The sequence below is a fragment of the Streptomyces liangshanensis genome, from assembly GCF_011694815.1.
Classification (GTDB): domain Bacteria; phylum Actinomycetota; class Actinomycetes; order Streptomycetales; family Streptomycetaceae; genus Streptomyces; species Streptomyces liangshanensis.
On the sequence record NZ_CP050177.1, the window covers coordinates 849801 to 874790 of the forward strand.

24 protein-coding genes are annotated in these 24990 nt (G+C 71.7%); 13 read left to right on the forward strand and 11 right to left on the reverse strand.

Going from position 1 to position 24990, the window contains the following annotated elements; genetic code table 11:
* Positions 1-139: 139 nt before the first annotated feature.
* A complete protein-coding gene (locus HA039_RS03745) occupies positions 140-655 on the reverse strand; it encodes a MarR family winged helix-turn-helix transcriptional regulator (protein ID WP_167023707.1) in 516 nt (171 codons plus the stop codon).
* Between the two features lie 134 nt (positions 656-789).
* Between HA039_RS03745 and HA039_RS03750 the strand changes: the two genes are divergently transcribed.
* Entirely contained in the window at positions 790-1911 is a 1122-nt protein-coding gene (locus tag HA039_RS03750; protein WP_167023710.1) for a PP2C family protein-serine/threonine phosphatase, read from the forward strand.
* A 64-nt stretch (positions 1912-1975) separates the two neighbouring features.
* Here the strand turns inward: HA039_RS03750 and HA039_RS03755 are convergent, their stop codons facing one another.
* From HA039_RS03755 to HA039_RS03770, 4 genes are all read right to left on the reverse strand, one after another.
* A complete protein-coding gene (locus HA039_RS03755) occupies positions 1976-2410 on the reverse strand; it encodes an ATP-binding protein (RefSeq protein WP_243869103.1) in 435 nt (144 codons plus the stop codon).
* Positions 2411-2539: 129 nt separating this feature from the next.
* Entirely contained in the window at positions 2540-2992 is a 453-nt protein-coding gene (locus HA039_RS03760) for a response regulator (RefSeq protein WP_208298534.1), read from the reverse strand.
* Entirely contained in the window at positions 2989-4566 is a 1578-nt protein-coding gene (locus HA039_RS03765; RefSeq protein WP_167036137.1) for a sensor histidine kinase, read from the reverse strand. Before HA039_RS03765 ends, HA039_RS03760 begins: the two co-directional genes overlap by 4 nt.
* Positions 4567-4783: 217 nt before the next feature.
* Positions 4784-6040, reverse strand: a complete 1257-nt coding sequence (locus HA039_RS03770) for a PP2C family protein-serine/threonine phosphatase (protein ID WP_425086402.1) — start codon at positions 6038-6040, stop codon at positions 4784-4786.
* Positions 6041-6436: 396 nt separating this feature from the next.
* Between HA039_RS03770 and HA039_RS03775 the strand changes: the two genes are divergently transcribed.
* Entirely contained in the window at positions 6437-6853 is a 417-nt protein-coding gene (locus HA039_RS03775; protein ID WP_167023719.1) for an ATP-binding protein, read from the forward strand.
* A 97-nt stretch (positions 6854-6950) separates the two neighbouring features.
* Positions 6951-7784: an alpha/beta fold hydrolase gene (locus HA039_RS03780; protein ID WP_167023722.1), complete on the forward strand. Its 834-nt coding sequence runs from the start codon at positions 6951-6953 to the stop codon at positions 7782-7784.
* Between the two features lie 22 nt (positions 7785-7806).
* On the opposite strand, the gene HA039_RS03785 is transcribed toward HA039_RS03780, so the two are convergent.
* The 3 genes from HA039_RS03785 to HA039_RS03795 form a co-directional block, all read right to left on the reverse strand.
* Positions 7807-9285 carry a type 1 periplasmic-binding domain-containing protein gene (locus HA039_RS03785; protein ID WP_167023725.1) on the reverse strand — a complete coding sequence of 493 codons (1479 nt, stop codon included), beginning with the start codon at positions 9283-9285 and terminating at the stop codon, positions 7807-7809.
* 4 nt (positions 9286-9289) lie between these two features.
* Positions 9290-11296, reverse strand: coding sequence for a hypothetical protein (locus HA039_RS03790; protein WP_167023728.1), 2007 nt, complete (start codon positions 11294-11296; stop codon positions 9290-9292).
* A 186-nt stretch (positions 11297-11482) separates the two neighbouring features.
* Positions 11483-12316: an undecaprenyl-diphosphate phosphatase gene (locus tag HA039_RS03795; RefSeq protein ID WP_167023731.1), complete on the reverse strand. Its 834-nt coding sequence runs from the start codon at positions 12314-12316 to the stop codon at positions 11483-11485.
* Between the two features lie 292 nt (positions 12317-12608).
* Between HA039_RS03795 and HA039_RS03800 the strand changes: the two genes are divergently transcribed.
* From HA039_RS03800 to HA039_RS03810, 3 genes are all read left to right on the forward strand, one after another.
* The gene (locus HA039_RS03800; RefSeq protein ID WP_243869104.1) at positions 12609-13202 is read left to right on the forward strand and encodes a GNAT family N-acetyltransferase; all 594 of its coding nucleotides are present in this window, start codon (positions 12609-12611) and stop codon (positions 13200-13202) included.
* 121 nt (positions 13203-13323) lie between these two features.
* On the forward strand, positions 13324-14532 hold the full coding sequence (locus tag HA039_RS03805; RefSeq protein WP_167023737.1) for an acyltransferase family protein: 1209 nt from the start codon (positions 13324-13326) through the stop codon (positions 14530-14532).
* Between the two features lie 101 nt (positions 14533-14633).
* Complete coding sequence (locus HA039_RS03810; RefSeq protein WP_243869106.1) at positions 14634-15587, forward strand: SLAC1 family transporter; 954 nt, start codon at positions 14634-14636, stop codon at positions 15585-15587.
* 41 nt (positions 15588-15628) lie between these two features.
* On the opposite strand, the gene HA039_RS03815 is transcribed toward HA039_RS03810, so the two are convergent.
* Positions 15629-16252, reverse strand: a complete 624-nt coding sequence (locus HA039_RS03815) for an RraA family protein (protein WP_167023743.1) — start codon at positions 16250-16252, stop codon at positions 15629-15631.
* Positions 16253-16383: 131 nt separating this feature from the next.
* Here HA039_RS03815 and HA039_RS03820 point away from each other — a divergent pair, with 131 nt between their 5' ends.
* From HA039_RS03820 to HA039_RS03840, 5 genes are all read left to right on the forward strand, one after another.
* Positions 16384-16794, forward strand: a complete 411-nt coding sequence (locus tag HA039_RS03820; RefSeq protein WP_167023746.1) for an Imm7 family immunity protein — start codon at positions 16384-16386, stop codon at positions 16792-16794.
* 117 nt (positions 16795-16911) lie between these two features.
* Entirely contained in the window at positions 16912-17220 is a 309-nt protein-coding gene (locus tag HA039_RS03825) for a hypothetical protein (RefSeq protein WP_167023749.1), read from the forward strand.
* Positions 17221-17301: 81 nt separating this feature from the next.
* Positions 17302-18243 (forward strand): hypothetical protein, encoded by a 942-nt coding sequence (locus HA039_RS03830; protein WP_167023752.1) that lies wholly within the window; start codon positions 17302-17304, stop codon positions 18241-18243.
* An 89-nt stretch (positions 18244-18332) separates the two neighbouring features.
* The gene (locus HA039_RS03835; RefSeq protein ID WP_167023755.1) at positions 18333-18764 is read left to right on the forward strand and encodes a hypothetical protein; all 432 of its coding nucleotides are present in this window, start codon (positions 18333-18335) and stop codon (positions 18762-18764) included.
* Positions 18761-19126: a hypothetical protein gene (locus HA039_RS03840; RefSeq protein ID WP_167023758.1), complete on the forward strand. Its 366-nt coding sequence runs from the start codon at positions 18761-18763 to the stop codon at positions 19124-19126. The genes HA039_RS03835 and HA039_RS03840 overlap by 4 nt, the downstream gene beginning before the upstream one ends.
* Before the next feature lie 64 nt (positions 19127-19190).
* Here HA039_RS03840 and HA039_RS03845 read toward each other — a convergent pair whose 3' ends face one another.
* Entirely contained in the window at positions 19191-19547 is a 357-nt protein-coding gene (locus tag HA039_RS03845; RefSeq protein WP_243869108.1) for a helix-turn-helix domain-containing protein, read from the reverse strand.
* Between the two features lie 122 nt (positions 19548-19669).
* Entirely contained in the window at positions 19670-22579 is a 2910-nt protein-coding gene (locus HA039_RS03850; protein WP_243869110.1) for an AfsR/SARP family transcriptional regulator, read from the reverse strand.
* A 262-nt stretch (positions 22580-22841) separates the two neighbouring features.
* Here HA039_RS03850 and HA039_RS03855 point away from each other — a divergent pair, with 262 nt between their 5' ends.
* Entirely contained in the window at positions 22842-23381 is a 540-nt protein-coding gene (locus HA039_RS03855; RefSeq protein ID WP_167023762.1) for an excalibur calcium-binding domain-containing protein, read from the forward strand.
* 148 nt (positions 23382-23529) lie between these two features.
* On the forward strand, positions 23530-24948 hold the full coding sequence (locus tag HA039_RS03860; protein WP_167023765.1) for a DEAD/DEAH box helicase: 1419 nt from the start codon (positions 23530-23532) through the stop codon (positions 24946-24948).
* The last annotated feature ends 42 nt before the right edge of the window (positions 24949-24990 follow it).

A 24990-nucleotide genomic window follows, 5' to 3' on the forward strand; every position in this document is an offset into this window, starting at 1 on the left:
TTGACAACATTCTCTGGTGAGCAACAATCTGTTCACTGCTCCGGAGCCGCCCCGCGCGCCTCCTGAGCGGCGATGTCGTGCGCGAAGTGATGTCGCGCGGAGTAACGTGCCCATCCCAGGAAGTAGGGGCTGAATGAAGCTACGCGCTGTCCGCCACGTGGTCCCGCGCGGGCTCCTCGGCCGCGCCGTCCGCGGCGCCGAGGCGTTCGGTCGCCGCGGCACGGAACGCGGTGAGGCCCTTCGCCAGCATCAGGATGTCCGACGGATCCATCTGCTCCAGCACCAGGGCGACCTCGCGCGTCCGGAAGGCGCGGTACTCGTCCAGCACCTGGTGGCCGCGCCGGCTCAGCCGCAGCTCCACCTCGCGGCGGCTGGTCGGGCTCGGCGAGCGGACCACCAGCCCCATGGCTTCCATCCGGTCGCAGAGCCGGCTCAGCGACGACGGCCGGGAGCCGAGGACCTCACCGAGGGTCCGCAGATTGGCCCCCTCGTACTTCTCCATGACGAGAAGGGCACGTAGTTGGGAAGGCGAGACGGGCCCCGAAGGCGCGGCCTCCTGACCTCGCCCCCACAGCACCTCGAGCAGTTCCGAGGCATCGGACGCGGCCTCGGCAACCTGCTCGGGCTGGCGCGGCTGACCGGTGAAGCGGGACATCGATTCACTCTTTCATCCGGCACGGGCCTTTGTCAGCCCAGACGGACCCGACCCTGGCAGAGAAGGCCCGAACAACAGTGACTCTACTCGCGGACGTCGAAAGAGCGGTTCGCACAGCGGCGCCGCACGCTCTGATGGACTCGCTCAGCGGTGCGCTCGCCCCGTACGGAGCGACCTCCGTACGGCTGTACCTCGCCGACTACGGTCTCACGGTGCTCCAGCCCGTCACGGGCGTCTCGGGCGCCCCGGACCCCGACGAGGCCCTGTCGCTGCACAACACGCCGGAGGGCCGGGCGTTCGGCAGCCAGGAGCCGAACGGCGAGCAGGTGAGGCACCGGGACGCGGTCGACCACCACCTGCCGGTGACCGTGCGGGGCGAGCGGCTGGGGATCCTGACCGTACGGCTGCCGGGCGACCGCTCGACCCCCGGGACCGTCGAGGAGCTGACGCAGGTCGCCGAGCTGCTGGGCCACGAGATCCTGGTGGCGGAGCGCGACACCGACCTGTACCGGCGGGCGCGCCGGGTGAACCGGCTCACACTGGCGGCGGAGATGCAGTGGGAGCTGCTCCCGGCGCGGGCCTGCACGGCGCTGGAGTACGCGATCGGCGCCCAGCTGGAGCCCGCGTACGCCATCCACGGCGACAACTTCGACTGGTCCTCGGACGGCGACCAGCTGACCCTCGCGGTGACGAACGGGATGGGCGAGGGCATCCAGGCGTCCCTGCTGACCAATCTCGCGGTCAACGCGCTGCGCAACGCCCGCCGGGCCGGGATCGGGATCGCCGACCAGGCGGCGCTGGCCGACCAGGCGCTGTACGAGCAGCACCGGGGCGCGTCGTACGTCTCGACGCTGCTGCTGCGCTTCGAGCTGGCGACCGGCATGGTCGAGGCGGTGGACGCGGGGTCGCCGCAGCTGTGGCGGCGGCGGGACAGGACGGTGGAGCGGATCGACTTCGACGCGCAGCTGCCGCTCGGCATGTTCGAGGAGTCGGACTACCGGGTGCAGACGTTCCGGGCGCTCCCCGGTGACCGGTTCTTCTTCGTCAGCGACGGGGTGTACGCGGCGGTGTCGCCGCAGGGCGAGATCTACGGGGAGCGGGCACTGGCGCGGGCGATCAACGCGACGAGCCTGTTGCCGGCGGCGACGGTGCCGCGCGCGGTGCTCCAGGAGCTGGCCACGTACCGGGAGGCCGATTCCACCGACGACGCGCTGGTCCTGTGCCTGGACTGGTTCGGGCGCCAGGGGGCGAGCTGAGGCCGCCGGGTGCCGTCCGGGGCGTGTCGCGGGAGGCGGCTCGGAGCGTGTCTCGTGAGGCCGCTCAGAGGTCGAAGACCGCCCGGACCCGCTTGCCGACCGGGACCAGTTCCGAGGTGAGGCGGTCGCACAGGGCGTGAACGATCTCCAGGCCGTGCCCGCCGAGGCGGCCGGGGTCGCGCTCGAAGCGGCGCGGCAGCGTCGCGCTGCTGTCGTACACCGTCACGGTCACCTGGCGGTCGGTGCCCTCCAGCTCCAGGAGGTACGGGCCGTGGCTGTGGCGCTCGGCGTTGGTGACCAGCTCGCTCACGACCAGGAGCAGGTCACCGCGCCTGCGCTCCCCCACGTCGGCCAGCCACTCGGCCTCCAGCTGCTGGAGGAAACGGTCCGCCAGCATCCTGGCCTCCGCGATGCAGCCGGGCTCGCCGGTGAACTGGCTGGCCCGGACCAGGGGCTGCACGTACGCTCCCGCGCCGGACGCGAAAGCCGAATCACTCATTCCACTCATTGTCTGTTCGTTCATCGTGCTCCTGCCCACGCACCCGAGGGCGTCGGGCACCCCCCTTGTCTCGGGACGGCTTATGCCCCCCGATGCCAGGGGTATGCCCGGCGATCGCCGTGAAGGCTGTCACGTCCGCCCGGGGAGGCGGACCACGGAGACGAAGAACTCGTCGATCTGCCGTACCGCGGCGATGAACTGATCGATGTCGACGGGCTTGGTGACATAGGCGTTGGCGTGCAGTTTGTAGCTGCGGAGGATGTCCTCCTCGGCCGACGACGTGGTCAGGACGACCACGGGGATGAGCGCCAGCTCGGGGTCGGTCTTGATCTGCTCCAGCACCTGACGGCCGTCGTACTTGGGCAGGTTCAGGTCGAGCAGCACCAGGTCGGGCCGGGGAGCGTCCGTGTACGGGCCGCGCCGGTAGAGGAAGTCGAGCGCCTCCTCCCCGTCACGCACCACGTGGAGGTCGTTGCGGATCTTGTTGTCCTCGAACGCCTCGCGGGTCATCAGCTCGTCGCCCGGGTCGTCCTCCACGAGGAGGACGGCGATGGGCTGCACCGGCACGATGGGTGAGTTCACTGGGCGGCTCCCGGCGGAAGGGTGAGAAGGGCGTCCTGAGGCGGTTCCTCCGAGGGCGCGCCTTCCGGAGAGGATACGTCGAGCGCGGGCACGGTGAAGTGGACCCGGGTGCCACCGGTCTCCACGGGCTCCAGCCAGATCCTGCCGCCGTGGAACTCGACGATCTTGCGGCAGAGGGCGAGACCGATGCCGGTGCCCTCGTAGGTGTCGCGGGCGTGCAGCCGCTGGAAGATGACGAAGACCTTCTCGGCGAACTCGGGGGCGATCCCGATGCCGTTGTCCGTGACGGTCACGTGCCACTCGTCACCCTCGCGGGCACAGCCGACGACGATGCGGGACGGCACGCCCTCCCGGCGGAACTTGACGGCGTTGCCGATGAGGTTCTGCCAGAGCATGGCGATCGTGGTCGGGTCGCCGTTCATCCGGGGCAGCGGGTCCGTCCGTTCGACGGTGGCGCCGGACTCCTCGACGACCAGGGCGAGGTTGGCGAGCGCGCGGTCCAGCGTGTGGTCGAGGTCGACGGTCCGCCACGCGTCGTGGACCCTGCCCACCCGGGAGAAGGTCAGCAGGTCGTTGATCAGGATCTGCATGCGCTTGGCGCCGTCGACCGCGAAGTCGATGTACTGCTTGCCGCGGTCGTCCAGTTCGTCCCCGTACCGCTTCTCCAGCAGCTGGCAGAACGAGGCGACCTTCCGCAGCGGCTCCTGGAGGTCGTGCGAGGCCACGTACGCGAACTGCTCCAGCTCCGAGTTGGAGCGGCGCAGCTCCTCGGACTGTTCGGCGAGGCGGTCCTCGCGGAAGCGGGTCGAGGCGAGCTCGTCGGCCAGGCGGCGGCGCATGTCCTCGACGGCGTCGCCGACGGCCCGCAGGTCGGAGGGGCCGCCGACCTCGATGCGCCGGTCGAACGCCCCGGCGCGCACGCCGTCCGACGCGGCGCGCAGCGCGTTGAGCGGCCGGCCGACCATGCGGTGGAGCACGAGCGCGAACACGCCGACCGCGAGGAGGAAGACGACGAGGAGGGTGAAGAACACGACGTCGCGCAGCGTGCGGGCGTGGTTCAGCTCGTCCCGGGCCCGGTCACGGGCGGTGTCCAGGTGGGTCTGCTGTACGGCGAAGAGGCGGCGCAGCTCGTCGAAGGCGGCCTTGCTCCGGGTGAGCCGGTCCGCGGAGGCGGCTTCCGCCCCCCGTGCCCGTACGGAGGCGATCAGCGGTTCGGCCTGCCCGGTGCGCCACTCGTCGGCGGCGCGGGAGATACGGCTGAGGTCGGCCTTGAACTGACGGTCGGAGGCCACCTCGGCGGCCAGGGCCCGGGTGTAGCGGCGCTCGTCGGCGCGGCCCTGGTCGTAGGGGGCGAGGAAGGAGGGCTCCGCGGTCAGGGCGAAGCCCCGTACGCCGGTCTCCTGGTCGAGCAGCGACCTCTGGACGAGGAGGGCACCGGCCCTGGCGGGCTGGATGCGGTCGACGAGTTCGTCGGTGCGGGCGTTGGTGGTGGAGAGCAGCACCCCGCCGACGGTCGCGCAGACGCAGACGACCAGCACCACGGCGGCGAGGATCAGGCGGACCCAGCCCTGCACGGAGAGGCGGGTGAGCGCGGCGCGCCGGGCCGAGGGGGCCGCGGAGGGGTGGGGTGGCCGGGCCGGGGGCGTACCGCCCTGCCCGGGAATCCGTTCCTTGTGCGTATGCGTCACATCCTCCGTGCTCGTCCCGGTCCAGGTGCTCGTGCCGGCCCCGGTCCCCGTGCGGTCCGCGCCGTCACGGGGCCGCTCGTACGGTCCCGCGCGCCGGCGCCTCTCACCGTGTGCCCCAACCGAGGTGAAGTACGGCCACGTCGTCCGCGAGACCTCCGTACGGGGCGGCGCCCTCCGCCGCCTCCTCCACCAGCGCGTCCACGAAGGCGCTCGCCGGCAGGGTGCCGTGCTTCCTGGCCAGGGCGAGCAGGCCGTCCTCGCCGAGGCGCGACGACGGTCCCGTACGGCCCTCGAAGAGCCCGTCGGTGAAGAGGACGACCTGTCCGCCGGGCGGCAGCGCCAGCTCGGTCCTGCCCCAGCGGCCGACCCCGGGCAGCAGCCCGAGGGCCATGCCGACCTGGGGTTCCTCCCACACCACCGAGGACCGGTCGCGGACGAGCAGTCCCGGGTGGCCGGCCCGCACGACGCGGACGCTCCGGCCGCCGGGCACGAAGTCGAGCGAGGTGACCGTGGCGAAGACGTGCGGGTCGGAGCGCTCCGCGACGAGGATCTCCTCCAGGAGCCGCACCTGTTCCAGCTGTTCGGTGCCGCACAGCACGGCCGTGCGCCAGGCGACCCGCAGGCAGACGCCGAGGGCCGCTTCGGCGGCGCCGTGGCCGGACACGTCACCTATCACCGCGTGGACGGTGCCGTCGGCGGTCTGCACGACGTCGTAGAAGTCCCCGCTCAGCAGCCCGTGGGCGCGGCCGGGCTCGTACCGGGCGACCGCCTGGAAGTTGTCGTCCCGCAGCAGCGGCACGGGCAGCAGGCCGCGCTCCAGCCGGGCGTTCTCCTGGGCCATCAGCTCGTTCACGCGGAGCGCCGCCGTGGTCCGCTCGACCTGCTTGCGCTGGAGGGCGTAGCGCACCGCGCGGCTCAGGGTCTCCGGGTCGAGGCGGCCCTTGACCAGGTAGTCCTGGGCCCCGGTCGCCACGGCCATGAGCCCGGCCTCGCCCTCGGCCGTGCCGGTGAGGACGACGATCGCGGCGTCGGGGGCGGTGCGGACGATACGGGTGACGGCGTCGAGGCCGTGGACGTCGGGCAGGTGGAGGTCGAGAAGGACACACACGGGGGTCGTACAGGCGTCGAGGAACCGCTGCGCCTCGGCGAGCGACTTGCACCAGGTCAGCGACGAGTCCAGGTCGCTGTCGGCGAGCATCTCCTCGACCAGCAGCGCGTCACCGGCGTCGTCCTCGACCAGCAGGATCACCGTGTCGACGGCGTGTGCGGCATCGCCGTCGAGCGCGGAGTCGTCCTGCGCGGGGACCGCTCCCCGGGTCCGGGGGACCCGCGCGGAACGCGACGACAGGTCAACGGGCAACTCGACCACACTCCACCCCCTCGTGCGAACGACGCGGCGTTCACGGCGTCGTTTCCGGGCGGAAGCATATGCGACAACCGGAGCATCATTCCGGGCGTGTCGGGGCCACACCGCTTCCGGCGGTCCGTACGGGGACGGCGGGAGGGCCGACGGGCGGCGGCGGCACACGGGGCGGGCGGCGGCGGGGCCGGGCGGCGGGACCGGCGGTGTGAGGAATCCGACGGCGAGAATGACGTGAAACATGCGATGCTCTTCGGCGGACAACTCCGCGTTTTTCGCCGGACGCCGGATGGGACGTCCGACGGGTCACCTGGCGCCTCACGGGGCACAGGGAAGACACAGGGAAGAAACAGGTACCAATCGGCTCGCACGACGGCCGCGTACGGGGGTGCGGGGATGACCACGGTCGACGACGGGGCGGACAACGCCGTCACGGGAGCGCCGGTGTGGTTCGACGCGCGCCCGGCGGACGCGGCGGAGGCCCGCGCGCTGACGCGCGCCTTCCTGGCCGGGCACCCGGCCCCGGACCGTACGCTCGGCGATGTGCTCCTGGTCGTCTCGGAGTTGGTGACGAACGCCCTGCGGCACGCCGGTGGTGTGACGGCGTTCCGGGTCGCCGTCCGGTCCGGCGCGGTGGAGATCGTGGTGCAGGACGCCAGCCCGGTGCCGCCGGTCGCCCGGGAGCACCGCGGGCAGTGGCTGCCCGGGGGGTACGGCTGGCCGCTGGTCAACCGGCTGGCCGAGGTGACCGTGGTGCCCCTCGGCGACGACGGGAAGATCGTGCGGGCGTCGCTCCGCCGTCCGGGGCCGTAGGGCTCGCCCGCGGCGCCCCCGCCTCCCGGTGGCGAGGCTCCGCCGAGGGGCGTTGACTGGGAAGTCCGGTCCCGGCAGCGAGAGAGAGGGCACCGTCATGCCGTTCGTGAACGTCGGCCAGGAGAACAGCGGCCCCATCGACATCTACTACGAGGACCACGGCAGCGGCCGGCCCGTCGTCCTGATCCACGGCTATCCGTTGAACGCGCACTCGTGGGAGAAGCAGGAGCGGGTGCTGCTGGCGGCCGGGTACCGCGTGATCACGTACGACCGCCGGGGCTTCGGCAACTCCAGCCAGCCCGTCGTGGGCTACGACTACGACACGTTCGCCGCCGACCTCAACGCCCTCCTCGACCACCTCGGGCTCCCGGAGGTGACCCTGGTCGGTTTCTCGATGGGGACGGGCGAGGTCACGCGCTACCTGGGTACGTACGGTTCCGGCCGGGTCGACAAGGCCGTGCTGATGGGCGCGATACCGCCGTACCTCCTCAAGACCGACGACAACCCGGAGGGGGTCGACAAGGCGGTCTTCGACAGCATCAAGGAGGCGGTGGTCGCCGACCGGCCCGCGTACTTCAAGTCCTTCCTGGACAACTTCTACAACGTCGACCAGTACGCCGGGACCCGGATCAGCGACCAGGCGTGGGCCAACAGCTTCAACGTGGCGGTGGCGGCCTCGGCGCACGCCGCGTACGCGTGCGTGGACACGTGGCTGACGGACTTCCGCGAGGACCTGCCGAAGATCGACGTGCCGACGCTGCTCGTGCACGGCAACGCGGACCGGATCCTGCCCTACGACAACACGGCGAAGCGGCTGCCGGGGCTGATCAAGGACCTGACGTTCGTGACCGTCGACGGCGGGCCGCACAACGTGGCCTGGACGCACCCGGAGATCGTCAATCCGGCGCTGCTGGACTTCCTGGCCGGCTGAGCGGTCCCTCTGCCCGTCCCGCTCACTGCCCCTCCCGGGGTGTGCCGCGCGCGGCCGAGACCTCCACGAACTCCGCCCGCCCCGTCGCCGTCAGCCGCAGCACGGGGACGGCCTTGTCGCGCGGGTTGCCGTTGTTCTGGAAGGAGAGGAAACCGCTCGCCCCGGCGACCTGCTGGCCCCCGTTCATCTGGTGGAACATCCGGGCCACCGCGTCCCCGGTGACGGTGACCTTCCCCTCGCTCGCGGCCATCTGGATCCCCCGCGCCGCGGTCAGGACCGCGTCGTGCGCCATGATCGCCTGGCCGTCCTCCCGGGAGTTGTTGGGGAACGTGGTGTCGAGGAAGCCGCCCGCGGCGAAGTAGCGCGCGGACGGCGCCGAGACCGCATGCGGGTCGGTGCGGTACATGTCCGGGTGGGCCAGCCCCGTGTAGAGCACCCGCACCTGGGTCTTCGCGGCGGCGGCGAGCTGCTCCCTGGTCAGGTTGGTGGTGTCGTCACCGGCGATGACGGTGAACTCCACGTTCTGGCAGGCGCGGTTGGAGAGCGCGTCGAGGAACCGCATGAGGTGGGTGCCGCGCCCGGCGAAGTAGATGACCTGCGGCTCCTCGTCGCAGAGCTGCGACGACATGAAGTTCATCTCGCTCTCCCAGGCGTTGGCGACCGACGAGTCGTACGTCATGGTCTCGGCGACCAGCCGGTGACCGGTGGCGCGGTTGGGGAAGGCGCGGGTGAACTCCGAGCCCAGGGTGGTGGCGTAGAGGTTCCCCTTCGCCGCGTCCTGCACGACGACGGCCGTACGGAACTTCTTCCGTTTGAGGTACGCGGCGGCGGCGTACGCCTCGTCGGCGTTGGTGGGCGACACCCGGACGAAGTTGTGTATGTCCTTTATGCTTGTCGCCGTCATCGTGGACGCGACCATGGCGATGCCCTGCTTCGAGAGCAGGTCGACGGCCGCGCGGTTCGCGTCGGTGCTGGGGCCGAGGCCGGTGACCGCGACGAGCTTGTCGCCGGTGTTCTTGCGCTTGATCAGCTCGCCGACGGTGTAGCGCCAATGGGCCGAGCCGCCACCGGTGTTGGCGATCAGCAGCCGGATCTTCGGGGACGCGGCCAGGTCACCGCGGTTGTGCCGGTACTGCGCGAGGTAGGCGCCCTGGAGCTCGTGCCGCACCGATTCGTCCGAGTTGCTGTCCGTACCGTCGAGGGTGAAGGACGTCATGTAGGCGACGCTGACGTACGGCTCGTCGCCGTTCTCGACGCGGTTGTTCTCCTTCTCGATCTCCTTCTCGACCGGGGTGAGGTGGCCCCGGAAGACGTACGAGCCGTCCGTCACCCCGACACACTCCTGGTCCTCCCCGCGCTTCACCACCCCGTCCCCGCACCGCGCCCTGCTGTCCTCCAGCCAGGACACCGCGAACCAGCCGCCCACGGCGAGGACGGTGGCGGCGACGACGGCGAGCACGACCCGGCGCACGATGTGCAGCGGCCATTCGATTCTGACCATGGGATCAGACCTCCCCCGTCGTCTGCGGATGCCGCCAATGGCGGTACCGTTCGGCCTCGTTGAAGAGCGGCACGATGTCGTTCCTCCGGAGTTGGGACAGCTGGGTGAATCCCTCGGCGATCAGGTGGGACAGCCGCATCCCGGGGTCCGCCAGCGGATCGCTCCACACCCACCGCGCGACGACCAGCCCCTGGATGACGGAGGCCGCGTCCACGGCCAGGGCGGCCCCGCGCCGCGAGCCCAGCGCGGCCAGCAGCTCCAGCGGACCGCCTTCGTCAGGCAGGCGGTTGGGGGCCGAGGTGACGGCGTCGAACTCGCTGATCCACTGGGCCGCGGGCACCGCGGTGAAGCGCCGCAGCAGCTCGTCCGCCACGTCGTCCACCCGGTGGGCGGCCAGGCGGTGGTACATCTCCTGGACGGGACGGCCCTGGGACCGGTAGTGCTCGGCGAGCCGTTCGTGCGCCCGGTCCCAGTCGTCCGGGCGGCGGGCGAGCTGCCAGAGCAACAGGCGGCGCAGCCAGGGGTGGAGGGTGGGGACGAACGTACCGGGCCCGGCCAGCAGCCAGCGTGAGCGCATCTCGCCGAACAACTCCTCGCCGTGGCCGAGGACCTGCGTACCCACCGAGAGGTCGCGGGCGGCGGCGCACTCGGCGAGCACGGCCCGCTCGACCGGGTCGATGCCCCGCAGCAGATGGCCGAGGGCGGTCTCGGCGAGGGTCGAACTGACCTCGCCCGTACGGAGTTGGCGGTCGGGCAGCTTGCGCAGCCAGCGGTCCTGGTCGGGTCCGGACTCGGCCGGGGCGCCCGACTGGCGTAACACGTCGAGGATCTGCTGCACCGCGCGCGGCAGACCGCCCGTGAGCCGGTGCACGAACGGGGTGAGGCGGGTGTACGGCGCCAGCTCCGGGTGCCCACCGAGCTGGAGTTCGAGCCGGATGCGCACCTCGTCGAGGTTGAGGTCGCGCAGGCGCAGCGGGTACCACCAGGTGTCCTCGCCGTCCCGGGTGGGCCGGTAGGTGTGCCAGTCGGAGAGGGAGGCGCGGTCGGGGCCGCGCAGTTGCCACGGCCAGGCGTCGCCGGTGGCCGGGCCCCAGCGGGGCAGCCAGCGGTTGGCGCTGGCGACGACGGTGAGCGGGTCGCACGCGCCGCCCGTGACGACCGTGTCGTCGTGGCGGGCCCGTACGAGCAGGTCGAGGAAGCGCCTGCCGTACGGGGCGTGGGTGTTGTCCAGCAGGAGCAGGTGGGAGCGGGGCATGAAGTTGCGGGCGGTGTTGCGGCGCAGGTCCTCCAGGAACGCGGAGAACAGCACCCGGTCCAGCCGCTCCTGCTGTTGTTCGTCGCCGTCGTGGCGCCACATGTTCAGCTCGACGAGCGCCTCCCACCGGTCGCCGCTGCGGATCAGGGGGTGCGCGCCGAACCACTGCGCCCCGGTGGTGAGCCGCCCGGCGAGGCCGCGCACGGGCAGGCGCCGGCCGCGCCGCAGGGCGTCCTGGAACACCGCGAGGGCGAGGGACGAGGCGCCTTCGGGAAGGCCGAGGGCCTCGACGCCCACTTCGAAGAACGCCGCGAGGTAGTCGCCGTGCCGGGCCTCGTTGGCCTGCTGGAAGTGGTCGAGCTGGCGCTGCACCGCGCGGCGGCCCTGCGCCATGCTGTGGCCCTGCGCCATGCCGCGGATGTTGAGCAGCTCGTCCGAGGCGAGCAGCCCGAGGCTGAGGAGCGGGAAGCGGGAGCGGCCGTACCGGGGCAGCTTGCGCTCCAGCTGGCGGGCGAGCAGGGCGAGGGCGTAGCGGGGCAGCAGCGACTGCGCGGTGCCGAAGTTGACGTACGCGAAGGGGTGGTCGGGGCCGAAGTGCTCCATCAGGGCGCTGTGGGCCTCGCTGGCGCCGCTGCCGCGCGGGCCGAGCAGCATCGTGATCGGCCGGTCGGCAGTGGGCGGCTGTTTCAGGCACTCGTCGACGAGCGACACGATGCCGCTGCGGCCGCGCAGTCCCAGGCCGCTCCCGGACTCCATGACGGATCCCCCCTCCGCGGCCCGCCGTGCGCCCCCGTGACGGCCGGACGTCCCGCGACTGCCCACGGTAGGCGGACGTACCCGTCAAGTCACGCGCGTTGGCGTTTCCTCAGCCACAGGGGGCACGGGGGGAGCGGGGGGGGGGGAGCGTCGTGGACGGCGCCGGCCGTCGTGGCCGTCGTGGCGTCAGCTCAGGACGCCGGTGCCGAGGAGGCCGAGAAGCAGGACACCGATGATGATCCGGTAGATCACGAAGGCGTTGAAGGAGTGCTTGGCGACGAACTTGAGCAGCCAGGAGATGGACGCGTACGCGACGACGAAGGAGACGAGGGTCCCGGCGATCAGCGGGGCTGCGCCGACCCCGGTGCCGAGGGCGTCCTTCAGCTCGTAGATGCCGGCGCCGGTGAGGGCGGGGATGCCGAGGAAGAACGACAGGCGGGTGGCGGCCACCCGGTCGAGGTCGAGGAGGAGCGCGGTGGACATAGTGGCGCCGGACCGCGAGAAGCCGGGGAAGAGCAGGGCCAGGATCTGCGAACTGCCCACCAGCATCGCGTCCTTGAACGAGGTGTCGTCCTCACCGCGCTTGTGCCGGCTCATCTGGTCGGCCACCCACATCACACCACTGCCGACGATCAGGGAGGCCGCCACCACCCACAGCGAGGCCAGCGGGCCCTGGATCAGTGGTTTGGCGGCCAGCCCGACCAGCACGATCGGGATCGTCGCGTAGATGACCCACCACGCGAACTTGTAGTCGTGGTGGTAGCGCTCCTCCGGTTCCCGCAGACCGGTGACCCAGGCCGTGAGGATCCTGACGATGTCCTTGTAGAAGTAGACGAGCACGGCGGCGATGGCACCGACCTGGATGACGGCGGAGAAGCCGATGACGGCGTCGTCGTCGACCGGGATGCCCATCAGGCCCTCGGTGATCTTGAGGTGGCCGGTGGAGGAGACCGGGAGGAACTCGGTCACCCCTTCGACGGCTCCGAGGATGACGGCCTGGCCGACGCTGATCACGCTCATCGGATCTCTTTCCGGAGGGTTTCGAGGGGTACGGGAGGGGGCGGGGACTCGTGCGCCGACCGCCCGTACGTCTACTGCACTGTAGACGATGCGGGAGGCTGCGACGCTCCGGGGCCTCCCCGCAGCGTGTCCCGGGCCGCTCGGCCGGAGCGCCCGGCCCGTGGCGGCCGGCCTGCGGTGGCCGGCCTGCGGTGGCCGACCCGTGGCGGCCGGCCCGTGGCGGCCGGCCCGTGGCGCCCGGCTCTGCTGCCCCTAGCATGAGCCCATGCCGCCCGTACCTCACATACCCCCCGTGTCTCCTTCGTCTCCTGTGTCCCCCGCGCCTCCCGCTTCTCCCCCGGGGCCCGCGACGTCGCGGGTCGAACTGAGCCCGCTCACCCTCGCCGACGAGGACGAGTTCTGCGCGCTCGTACGGGCCAGCGCCGAGCTCCACGCGCCGTGGATGCGGCTGCCGTCGACCGCGCGGGAGTTCCAGGAGTGGATGCGCCGCTTCGACGACGGCACCAACCTGGGCTTCCTGATCCGTGTCCGGGAGACCGGCGCGGCCGCCGGTACGGTCAACATCAACTCGGTCATCCGGGGCCGCTACCAGGGCGCGTCCCTCGGCTACGCGGCCTTCGCCCCGTCCGCGGGGCGGGGCTACATGAGCGAGGGGCTCGCGGTCACCCTGCGGCACGCCTTCGACGACCTGCGGCTCCACCGGCTGGAGGCGAACATCCAGCCCGCGAACAAGGCGTCCTTGGCGGTGGTCCAGCGCCTGGGCTTCCGTTACGAGGGCCTCTCGCCCGCCTACCTCTACATCGACGGCGCCTGGCGCGACCACGAACGCTGGTCCCTGACGGCCCCGTCCCCCTGGACGCCCGACGCCTCGCTTCCCGAGGTCTAGTCCGGCGCCTGCCCTCGCGGGGCCGGGGAGTCCGTTACAAGGGGTCCCTTACGAGGGGTGGCGTCCGGCGGCGGCCTTTCCCACACTGGTGGACATACCGGCGACGGTGGGGGGCACAGACATGGCGACGCGCGCGGAACCGGCGCTGGGACCGCTGCCGGAGCGCCGGCCGGAGCTGGACGCGATCCGGACGCTGGTCGTGATCGGCCTGGTCTTCTTCCACTCGGCGCTCGTCTTCGCGACCGACGACAACTTCTACGTCAAGAACACCGAGACCACCGGAACCATCATGATCATCGCCGGGTTCGGGGTGGTCTGGGCGATGCCGCTGCTGTTCCTCATCTCCGGCCTCGGCGCCTGGCACTCGCTCCGGCGCCGTGGCGCGGGCGGCTTCGCCGGCGAGCGGCTGCTGCGGCTCGGCGTCCCCCTGGTCTTCGCGACCCTCGCGCTGAACCCGCTGCCGCAGTGGCTGCGGCTGCGCTCGGCCGACGCCGGCTACCACGAGTCGTACCTCGGCTTCCTCCCCCGCTTCTACGACGTGCGCCTGGAGCTCCGGGAGTTCCCCTTCCTCGTCCAGGGCGAGCATTTCGAGACCGGCCATCTTTGGTTCGTCGTGCTCCTGCTGGCCTTCTCCCTGATGCTGGCGCCGTTCCACCGGTGGGTGCCGCACGAGCGCCTGAGCCGCGTCGGCGACCGGGTGGCGGAGGCGGCGCTGCGCCGGCGGGGCCTCGTGTTCCTGCCTGCCCTCGCCTTCGCGGCGATCTGCGCCTTCGCGCGGATGGAGGAGGACTACGCGGGCTGGCACCGCTGGTCGTACCTGCTGTTCTTCGTCGCCGGCTTCGCGCTCGCCGCCGACGACCGCTTCCGCGCCGTGATGCGGCGCAAGGCCCGGGCCGCGGCCTGGCTCGGCGCCCTGCTGTTCGCGGCGGCCGGCCCCGGCTTCGCCCTGGCCGACGAGCCCTTCACGGAGATGACCACCCTGGCCACCGTCTCGCGAGCGCTGTTCGGCGCGGCCGGATGGTGCCTGGTGGTCGCCATCCCAGGCCTCCTCGACCGGCGGCGGCCGGAGCGACCGCGTACGGCGCCGGACCCGGCCCCGTCGACACGCGGGCGGCTGTACGGCTACCTCGCCGCGGCCGTGCTGCCGCTGTACGTCCTGCACCAGCCCGTCGTGGTCGCCGTCGCCTACTTCGTGACCGGCTGGTCCGCGCCGATCGTGGTCGAGTACGCCGTGCTCGTGGTGATCTCGCTCGCCCTGACCCTCGGTCTGTACGAGCTGCTGGTCCGCCGCACGCGGGCGACCCGCTTCCTGTTCGGGATGCGCCCCTAGCTCGTGTCCCGCCACGGGACGGTGCGCACGAAATGTCCCCTTCTGTTGGCTTCCGCGGTGGAACAATGCCGACGACCGTCACCTGCGGAGGAGCGCGCGCCTTGGCCACCCAGCGGATCCCGCTCAACTTCTTCGGCTCGTCCTTCGGCCTGGCGGGCCTCGCCGGCTGCTGGGTGACCGCCGCCGACCAGGGCCACGTCTCCCACCGGGTCGGGGACGCCCTGCTGGCGCTGGCCGCCCTGGTCTGGCTGGTCACCGTGGTGTTCTACCTGCGGTACGTCCTGACGACACGCGGCGCCTTCGCGGCGGACCTGTTCGACGACGTGGCGAGCCCGTTCGCCTCGCTGGCGGTCATCACACCGATGGCCCTCGCGTCCCAGGGCGTCGCCCCGTACGCCCCGACCGCAGGGAAGGTCCTGGTGGACATCTTCCTCGTACTCACCGTGCTGGTCGGGGGGTGGTTCACCGGCCAGTGGATCTACGGACCGCTCGTCCTCGACCGGTTCCACCCCGGATACTTCCTGCCCACGGTGGCCGGCGGATTCGTCGCGTCGGCCAGTGCCGCGACCGTGGGCCAGGAGCGGCTGGCCCAGGCGATGTTCGGGCTCGGGGTCGCCTGCTGGTTCATCCTCGGCTCGATGATCATGGCGCGGTTGTTCTTCCGGCCGCCGCTGCCGCCCCTGCTCATGCCGACCCTGGCGATCGAGGTGGCGCCGCCGACCGTGGGGAGCGTCGCCTACTTCGCCCTCGACGGGAACCGCCTGGACATCGTCGCGGCGGGTCTGGCGGGGTACGCGCTGGTGATGGTGGGGGCGCAGGTCAGGCTGCTCCCGGCGTTCCTGCGGCTCAGCTTCGCCGCCAGCACCTGGTCCTTCGTCTTCTCCTGGGCCGCGGTGGTCACCACCACGCTGCACTGGAACGAGCTGGGGCGGCCGGACGGGCACACCGTCTACACGTACCTGCTGCTGGCCGCGATCACCGCGTTCGTGGGCGGGATCGCGGCCAGGACGGTGCTCGCGCTCGTACGGGGTCAACTGCTGCCGAAAGGTGCCTGACGGCGGGCCGGTCCAGGGCGGGCCGGTCGAGGGCGGCCCGGTCAGCCCTCGAAGCCGTTGGCGTCCAGGATCTGGTCGATCCGGGCGCGGTGTGCCGCCTCCCACGCGTCGAGGGACTCACCGGCCTCCTTGGCCAACTTCGCGCGGGCGTCGAGCAGTACGCGTTCCTGGCGGGCGTGAGGGACGACCACGACGCCCTCCTCGTCGGCCACCACGATGTCACCGGACCGTACGTCCACACCGCCGACGCGCACCGGCTGGTTCAGCGGTGCGACGGCCGCCTTGACCCCGGGGATGGGAATCACACCGCGGGCGAAGACGGGAAAGCCGCTCTCGCGCACCTCGGTGAGGTCGCGGATGACCCCGTCCACCACGAAGGCCGCGATGCCCCGGCGCTGGGCGACGGCGCAGACGTTCCCGCCGGCGACCGCGTAGTCCACGTCACCGGCCTGGACGACGATGACGGACCCGGGCTCGGCGCGGTGGATGGCCGCGTGCAGCATGAGGTTGTCGCCCGGAGGGCAGCGGACGGTGAACGCCGGCCCCGCGACGCGCGGGGGCGAGGGCCACAGGGGGCGGATGCCGATGTCCATGACCTGCTCGCGCCCGAGCACGTCGGCGAGGGTGGTCGGCGGGATGCTCTGGAATCCGGTGGCGTCGTCCATGGCTCTTCCTTCGTCCGGGCGGCCCCTCGCGCGTGGTGGGAGGGGCGTGGTGCACGGCCGTCGAGACTACCGAAGCGCCGAGAGCCCTCAGTAGAGTGCGTCGCCGAAGCTCTTCCGGGACGGATCGCGGCATGTACGAGTACCACGGGTGGATCACGGTCAGGGCGAGCCCGGCCGGGGACGACGAGGCCGAGGACCGGTTGCCGGGGATCGTGGACGGGCTCCGGCTCCACATCGCCGCGATGGCCGACCCGTACCTCCTCGACCTGAGGTGGATGAACGGCGAGCCGTTCGTCCACCTGGGCGGCCACTCCAACCACAGCTCCGCGACGGACGTGGTCGGCCTCTTCACGCGGGTGGCGGTGGTGGCTCCCGGCTCGTACGGGCTCCTCCACATCCGCGACGACGAGGACCCGGAACACGGCGACGAGGTACGCGTGGTGAGGCTCGCCCGGGGCCTGGTCACCCACCACACGGAGAGCTTGCTGTCCCCGTGCGTCCCGACCCTGGAGGACCCGTTCACCGGCCCGGGCACTCTATAGGGCAGCCCCGCCGATCCGGCACCTGACCTGAACTGGCAGGACAGCTCGACGCTGCGCTGGACCGAGCGCCCGGAGGACGTCGACGCCGCGTTCGACCGGGGCGAGCCGCTCGTCGGGGTGGCCGTCATCGCCCTCGCCCTGAACCACGCGGACGCGGACGCGATCCTGCCCCGGGTCAACAGGGCCCTGGAGTCGGAGAACGCGGAGACCCGCCGCCAAGGAGTCATAGCCCTGGCCCACACCGCCCGCCTCCACCGGACCGCCGACCGCCGATCCCTCGATCTCCTGCGCGACTTCCCCCGCGGCAACGAGGCCGACGACGATCTGTGGAGTTTCGTGGCCCACCGCCAACTGCCGTGGTGGCTCTGGCGACACCACTACGCCGACCGCCTGACCTGCCTGTTCCGCAACTGGCGCCACGGCTGACCCCACCACCTGCCGACGCCCTACCCCCGGTGGCAGCGGGCCCGTACGCATAGGGAAGGATGCGGGGCGGAGGGGATTTGAATGTGTTCAAATCTGCTGGAGCCGGTGCACCCGCAGCTGCGGGTGCGGAACAAGTTCGGTGCGGTGCTGACCGCTTCGGTGGCGACGTTCGCCGTCGAGGTCGCGATCGGGATGATCGCGCTCGCGATGTGGCGGCAGACCCAGGAGAGCCCAGGCTTTCCCTACAACGGGTTCACGCTCTTCATCCTGATCATCGTGGCGCCGTTCCTGGCCGTGGTGGGAGCCGCCCTGGGCGCCTTGCTGACGGTGGGACTGGTGATGCCGCTCCTCGTCGGGGCCGGGTGGCTGGGCCGCGGGCTCTCGGGGCGTGAGGCGTGGTGGTGGGTCCCGGCGCTGGCGGCCGCCGGTGCGGCCGCGCTGACCGCGCTCGCGGCCGTACCGACCGGGGACAGCCTCCTGCCGGTCCTCGGCGGTTGGCTCGTGGTGACGGCGGCGCTCTCCGCCCCGGCGCTGGTGGCCCGCAGGCTGTTGCTGCCGGACCGCCCGCCGCTGTCCGGCGGTGTCATGTTCGGGCGCGTGGTGCTGTACGGGACACTCGTGGTGGTCACCGCCGGCTCGCTCGCCGGCATCGGCACGTACGCCGGGATCGTTCACGCGTACGAACCTCCGCGGCTGAACACGCAACGGGCCGCGGGGACATGGACCGACGGGGACGGCGGCACGCTTGTCCTCACGGCGGACGGCCACGCCACCGCGACCCGGATCAAGACGTTCGACATCGTCGACTCCGGAACGGTCACACATCGGTGCACCGGCACCGGCACCTGGAACTTCGACCCGGGCGACGGACCGTGGGCCCAGGAGATCCCGGTGTCCGTGGACAACTGCTCCATGGACAACTGGGCGGTGTCCGGGACCCCCGAGCACCCGAAACTGTTCGTCTACATCGGCGACCCCGACAGCTGGGACCTGTACATCCTCCAACGCCCCCGGCACCGCTGACCGATGAGGAGCTGGCACCTGAGTTACATTCAGGAACAAGGCGCGGAGACATACTCAGGGAGGTAAGCGGCAGCACCGAAGGAGAATTCATGCTGATGAAGCGAACAATCACGTCCGGCACCCTGATCATGATGGTCATGGGTGGACTGGCAATCACCGCGGGGACAGCCGATGCGGCTCCCTCGACGACGCGTGGGGCGGTCACCGCGGCGCGGGACGCGGGTACGGAAGGGGGCGCTTCCACGAATGCCGCCGGCCCGTGGACCGTCGAACCCACCATCTACTACTCCTATTTCGACTGCCTTCAGACAGCCTCGATCATCCAGCAGTCCGCCGCGGACAACGGGCGCCTCATCGAGACGAAATGCCCGACGGTGCTCGTATCCCCGAATCGCTGGATGGTCTACTGGAGGAACATCGGGACGACCACTCCCCCCTGCCGCGTATGCGGAAGGGAAATCGGGGGCGAAGACACCGGCGAGGTCACCCTTGTCGGCCGGCACGAAATCCACGGAGCATGAGGTACACGCGGGTACGCAGAGTTGTCGCGGCCGGCGCGCTGGCGCTGGTGGCCGCCGCCGGAACGGTGACGACGGCCGGTGCGGCCCAGGCCGCTCCCGTGATCCGTAGCACCACGTCGGCGAACGTCTCCCCCGGCGAATCCCGTGCCTCGGAGTGGAGATTCGACAGCGTCTGGCCCACGGTGGCCGCGTGCTCCAACGCCGCCATCAATCTCTACGACTACTACTACTCCGACGGTTACGAGATCGAGGTGCAGTGCAGGGGGGCCGGTACGCAGTGGCAGCTCTGGTTCAGGCGGCTCTTCCCCGGAGACCCTTGCCACGCGTGCAGAACTGAAAGCGTGGAAGATCGGCGAGTCTAACCGGATGACGTGACGATATCGCGATGCGCTCGACCGTCCACCGGTCGAGCGCATCGCTGTGCGGTCAACTCTTCAGGGTTCTCAGGTAGGCCGCCGGAGTCGTGCCGTAAACCGATCTGAAAGTCTTGATGAAGTGGCTCGCGTCGGAGAAGCACCACCGGGCCGCGACATCGGAAATCGCCACCCCGTCGCGTACCTGCGCCAAATCGGCATAAGCCCGTTGCAAGCGGCGCCGGCGCGCGAACGACATGAGGGAGTCGCCCAGCGCCGAGAACTCCCGGTGGAGAGTGCGCAGGGAAACGCCGACGGTTCGGGCGACAAGAGCGGGGGAAAGATCAGGATTGTCCAGATTCATCTCCACGACATTCATCGCCTGCCGCAGAATGTTCGATCGGGAATCATCCGGGTTCATTGCAGTCATGCGTCTTCCTTCGTCCAACAGGCGTATCCACCGACAGTGCGGAGGCATCGCCCCGGCGGGCTGCCCGGTAAAGGCAACCGGTCGGGCGTTCACAGCCGATTCACCGCCGATCCATGGAGCGCCTACGCCTGCCCACCCCCCTCTCGCCGGGCGACACCCGCCGCGTCCGCCGTCGCGGGGCTGCTCGGCCTGTCGAGGTCACGCAATCTCGTGCGGAGACGCTCGGCGAGTCGCTCGACGTCGGTGTGGACGAGCCGCTCCATGATGTGCAGCCCCTCGGTCCACACCGCGCGGGCCGCGGCCGGCTGGCCGGCGCTGAGGTGGGTGTCCCCGAGGCGCATGAGGGTGCCGACCACGAACCAGTCGCTACGGCCCGTCCGTTGGTAGAGGGACAGGGCGTCGCGATAGACGACGAGGGCCTCGTCGTACCGTCCGAGTCGGTGCAGCGCGAAGCCGATGCTGTCCCAGGTGTCCGATGCGCCGACGTCGTGTCCGAGTTCCTGGTAGCGGGCCAGCGCCTGACGGCAATGGTCGAGGGCTTGCCGGGGCTGCCCGAGCAATACGTGGAACCAGCCGACCGCGTTGAGCGCGCTGGCGGTCATGGCCCGGCCCCGCCGGGTGTCGCCTCCGCGGTTCTCATGACTGCGGAAGAGCGCAAGAGACCGCTGCGCCGCGTCGAGCCCGGCTTTCAGGTCGCCCACCCTTTCGGCGATCACGGCCAGAAGGCGATAGCTCTGGGCGCGGCCGCTCATGTCGTGCGCCTCGGCGAACAGTTCGGTCGCCCGCTCCGCGTGAACGCGTGCCTGGTCGAAGCGGCCCAGGTCCAGCGCGACGACACCGAGGGAACGGTGGGCGTGTGCCTGGGCGCTCAGGTCTCCCAGTCGGTGCGCCGCTTCCATGGCCGCACGGTTCACCGCCTCCAGCTCCCGTGCCAGGCCGAGCCGGTGCAACTGGTTGCTCAGGGCCCAGGCGAGTTGCCAGGTGTGGACGTCGTACCGGCCGTTGACCGCCTGTTCGGCAATCGCCAGCAGCGCCGCCTGTTCCGCGTCGAGCCAGGCCTGGGCCCGAGCGGGGTCCCCGGCGAATTCTTCGCCGCGCACGCCCTCCGCCGGGGGCGCGAGCGCGATCAGTACGCGTTCGGAGGTGAGCGCGACGGCCCCGTGAGCGGTGTGCAGGTAGTGGTCGAACATCCGGTGCCGGGCCTCGTGCAGGTGAGAGGGCGTCTCGAGCGTTTCGGCCAGTTCGGTGGCATAGGCGCGCACCAGGTCGTGGGAGGCATAGCGGCCGGGGGCGACCTCGTCCGTGAGGTGGGCCTGTACGAGTTCGCCGAGCAGTTGTCCGGTACGACGTAGGGTGAGCCCGGCCAGGCTGGCGACGGCCGCCGGAGCGATGTCCGGGCCGGGGTGCAGGGCGAGGAGCCGGAACAGCCGGGCGGCGTCGGGGCTGAGCGCCAGGTACGACCAGGAGAAGACGGCACGTACGTCGGCCGTCTCGTCGCCGTCGTGGAACGCGTCGAGGCCCTCGGCGCCGGCGCGCAGCTCGGCCGCGATCGCCGCGAGGGGGAAGGCGGGGCGGACGGCCGCGCGGGCGGCGGTGATCGCCAGGGCCAGCGGCAGCCGCGCGCACCAGGCGACGATCTCCTCGACCGCCTGGGGTTCGGCCGCGACGCGCTGTTCGCCGAGGCGGCGGGCGAGCAGTTCGCGGGCCTCGGCCGGGGAGAGGACGTCGAGGTCCTGGAGGTGGGCACCGTCCAGGGCGATCAGTCCGGAGAGCCGGTTGCGGCTCGTGACGACGACCAGACAGCCGGGCGCCCCGGGCAGCAGGGGCCGCACCTGCGCGGCGTCGCGTGCGTTGTCCAGCAGCACCAGCACCCGTCTGCCGGCGAGCCGGGTGCGGTAGAGGCCGATGAGCACGTCGATGTCCTGGGGCAGGCCGCGCGGGTCGGTGCCCAGCGATTCCAGCAGAACGCGCAGCGCGTGCTCCGGCGGAACGGGCACACCGGCCGGGTCGAAGCCCCGGAGATTCAGGTACAGCTGACCGTCCGGGAAGCGGTCCGCGATCTGCCGCGCCCAGTGCACCGCGAAGGCGGTCTTGCCGACACCCGCCATGCCGGCGATGGCGCTGATCACGACGGTGCCGCCCGAGGGCAGCGCGGAGACCTCGGCCAGCTCGGCGTCACGGCCGACGAACATCGGCATACCGGCGGGCAGTTGAGCCGGAACGCTGATGTCCGGCGCGGGTACGGGTCGGGCCTGGCCGGGTGGACCCAGGAGCTCCGGGTCGGCTCGCAGGACACGCTCGTACATCTGCCGCAAGGCCGGCCCGGGATCCACCCCCAACTCCTCGACGAGCACGGTCCGTGCCTCGCGATACGTTTCCAATGCCGCCGCCTGTCGCCCCGACCGGTACAGGGCGAGCATCAGAAGCTCCCGGAACCGCTCGTCGAGCGGATGCTCGGCGACCAGGCCCGCCAGCTCCGAAGCGGCCTTCGCGTGGGCACCGCAGTCGAGTTCGGCCGTGAGACGGGCCGCTCGCGCCGACAGACGCAGCTCGTCCAGTCGCTGTCGCTGACCCCGCGCGTACTCACCCCGCACACCGGCCAGCGGCGTTCCCTGCCACAGGTCCAGCCCTCGTCGCAGCAGCTCCGCCGCCCCCGCGGCGTCCCCCGCGCACCGCGCCTCGTCGGCCCGGGCAAGGAACTCCCTGAAGGCGTGGAGGTCCAGTCGGCCCGGCGGCACACGAAGCTGGTATCCGTCCCCGGTGTAGCGGATCACCGACGCCGCGATCTCCCCGCCGGGCTCCAGTGCCCTGCGGAGCCCGTGCACGTACGTCCGCAGGATCCCGACGGCGGACGCGGGTGGCCGCGTCCCCCAGACCGCGTCCACCAGCCCGCTCGTCACCACCTGCGACCCTTCCGCCAGCAGAAGCACGGCCAGCACCGCCCGCTGCTGCGCGGGCCCGAGCCCGATCTCCTCCGCACCGCGCCACGCCCTGACCGGCCCCAGCACCGAGAACCGCACCTGCTCCCGCACCCCACATCCCCCTCGGAGCCCTGATCAACGCCCCCTGGCACGCTACTTGACCCGTTGCCGCATGATCGGCCGCCGAAAGGGGCCGGCCGCGGCAGCGCCGGGCTGTCCAGCACCCACACGGGAACGGATACCGCCGGGGCCACACCGCTTCATCACAACTCGGCCACCAATAAAGCGCATTCCTCACATCGGTCCAATCCGGACCGCTACGTTCATGCCTCCACGAAACACCCCTGCTCCACGAAACACCCCTGGGGGACACATGTCGTACAACCAGCCGCCGCAGCCGCAATGGGGGCAGCCGCCCGCCGGGCCCCAGCCGTACACGCCGCCGCCGGTGCCGGGTGGGCGGCCGGGGTGGGCGCGGAAGCGCGTTCTCATCCCGGGCGCGTTCCTGCTCCTCTGTCTCGGCATCGGGATCGGCGGGGCAAGTGACACCACGAAGAACACCGAGGCCGTGGCCGAGTCGAAGGCCGTGCCCGCGGCGACCGTGACCGCGACGGCGACACGGACGGAGACGGCGGCGCCGGCCGCCACGCCCGCGCCCACCGTGACCGCGACGGTGACCGCCAAGGCGAAGCCGGCCCCGACCGTCACCAGGACGAAGACGGTACGGGTCACGGTGGCACCGGCGGCGGGCGGCAGCGGCGGGGGCGACGATTCCGGCGGGGACGACAGCTCGTCGACGTACTACGCGAACTGCACCGCGGTCCGCGCCGCCGGCGCCGACCCCATCCGCCGCGGCGACCCCGGCTACGGCTCCCACCTGGACCGCGACGGTGACGGGGTCGCCTGCGAGTAGACGGACGAGGAGCGGGGCCGGCCGACCGGATCGGGTCCGGGGGTCCCGCGCTGGTAAAATGGGGGGACGCTTCGACGTGGCAGGGGCCCGTACCGCTTGAGGTACGGGCCCCCGCCCGTTCCGGGCGCCACACCGAGGAAGGTTCCCCATGAACGCGAAGTCGTCCGCCTCCGGGCGCTCCGGTGCCGGCAGGTACGACCGTGCCACGGCGCCGCGCGGCGAGCTCGCGGTGCCCGGGACCGTGGTCCCGGGCCGGCCGCCGGCGCGGTCCTTCGCCGAGCTGGACCTGCCCGCGGAGCTGGTCAGGGCGATGACCGGCCTCCAGGTGCGGGAGCCGTTCCCGATCCAGGCGGCCACCCTGCCGGACGCCCTGGCCGGCCGTGACGTGCTCGGCCGCGCACAGACCGGCTCCGGCAAGACGCTCGCCTTCGGGCTCGCGCTCCTCGTCCGCACGGCCGGCCGCCGCGCCGAGTCGAAGCGGCCCCTCGCGCTGGTCCTGGTGCCGACCCGGGAGCTCGCCCAGCAGGTGAGCGACGCGCTCGCCCCGTACGCGAAGGTGCTCGGGCTCCGGCTCACGACCGTCGTCGGCGGGCTGTCGATCTCGCGGCAGGCGGCGGACGTCAAGGCCGGCTCCGAGGTGGTGGTCGCAACCCCCGGCCGGCTCGCCGACCTGGTCGGACGGCGGGACTGCCATCTGGACCGGGTGGCGATCACGGTCCTGGACGAGGCGGACCAGATGTGCGACCTGGGCTTCCTGCCGCAGGTCTCGGAGGTCCTGGAGCAGGTACGGCCCGACGGGCAGCGGATGCTGTTCTCGGCGACGCTCGACCGCAACGTGGATCACCTGGTACGGGAGTACCTGCACGACCCGGTCTTCGCCTCGGTCGACCGGGCGGCGGCCTCGGTCACGACGATGGAGCACCACGTACTGAACGTGCACCCGGCCGACAAGTACGCCACCGCCACCGAGATCGCGGCCCGCGACGGGCGGGTGCTGATGTTCCTGGACACCAAGGTGGGCGTGGACCAGTTCACCCGCCACCTGCGGGGCAGCGGGGTCCGGGCCGCCGCCCTGCACAGCGGCAAGTCACAGCCCCAACGCACGCACACGCTGGCCCAGTTCAAGGACGGTGAGGTCACGGTGCTGGTCGCCACCAACGTCGCGGCCCGCGGCATCCACATCGACCACCTCGACCTCGTCGTCAACGTCGATCCGCCCGCCGACCCGAAGGACTACCTCCACCGGGGCGGGCGCACGGCGCGCGCGGGCGAGTCGGGCCGGGTGGTCACCCTGGTCACCCCCGGTCAGCGGCGGGACGTGAACAAGATGATGTCGGACGCCGGGATCCGGCCGACGATCACGCAGGTGCGGTCCGGCGAGGAGCAGCTGACCAGCATCACCGGCGCCAAGCGGCCGCCTGTGGTCGACCAGGGCAAGACCGGCCGCATCCCCTTCCAGGGCATGGGCAACCGGACGGGCCGTCCCCCGAAGGAGTCCCGCAAGGCCGCCGACGCCCGGCGGACGGCCGAGGCCCGGCGCGCCGCCCAGGTCCGCAAGGCTCGCTGACCGGCCGGGGTGCCGGACCGCCTCCCTCCTCGGAAGCGGCCC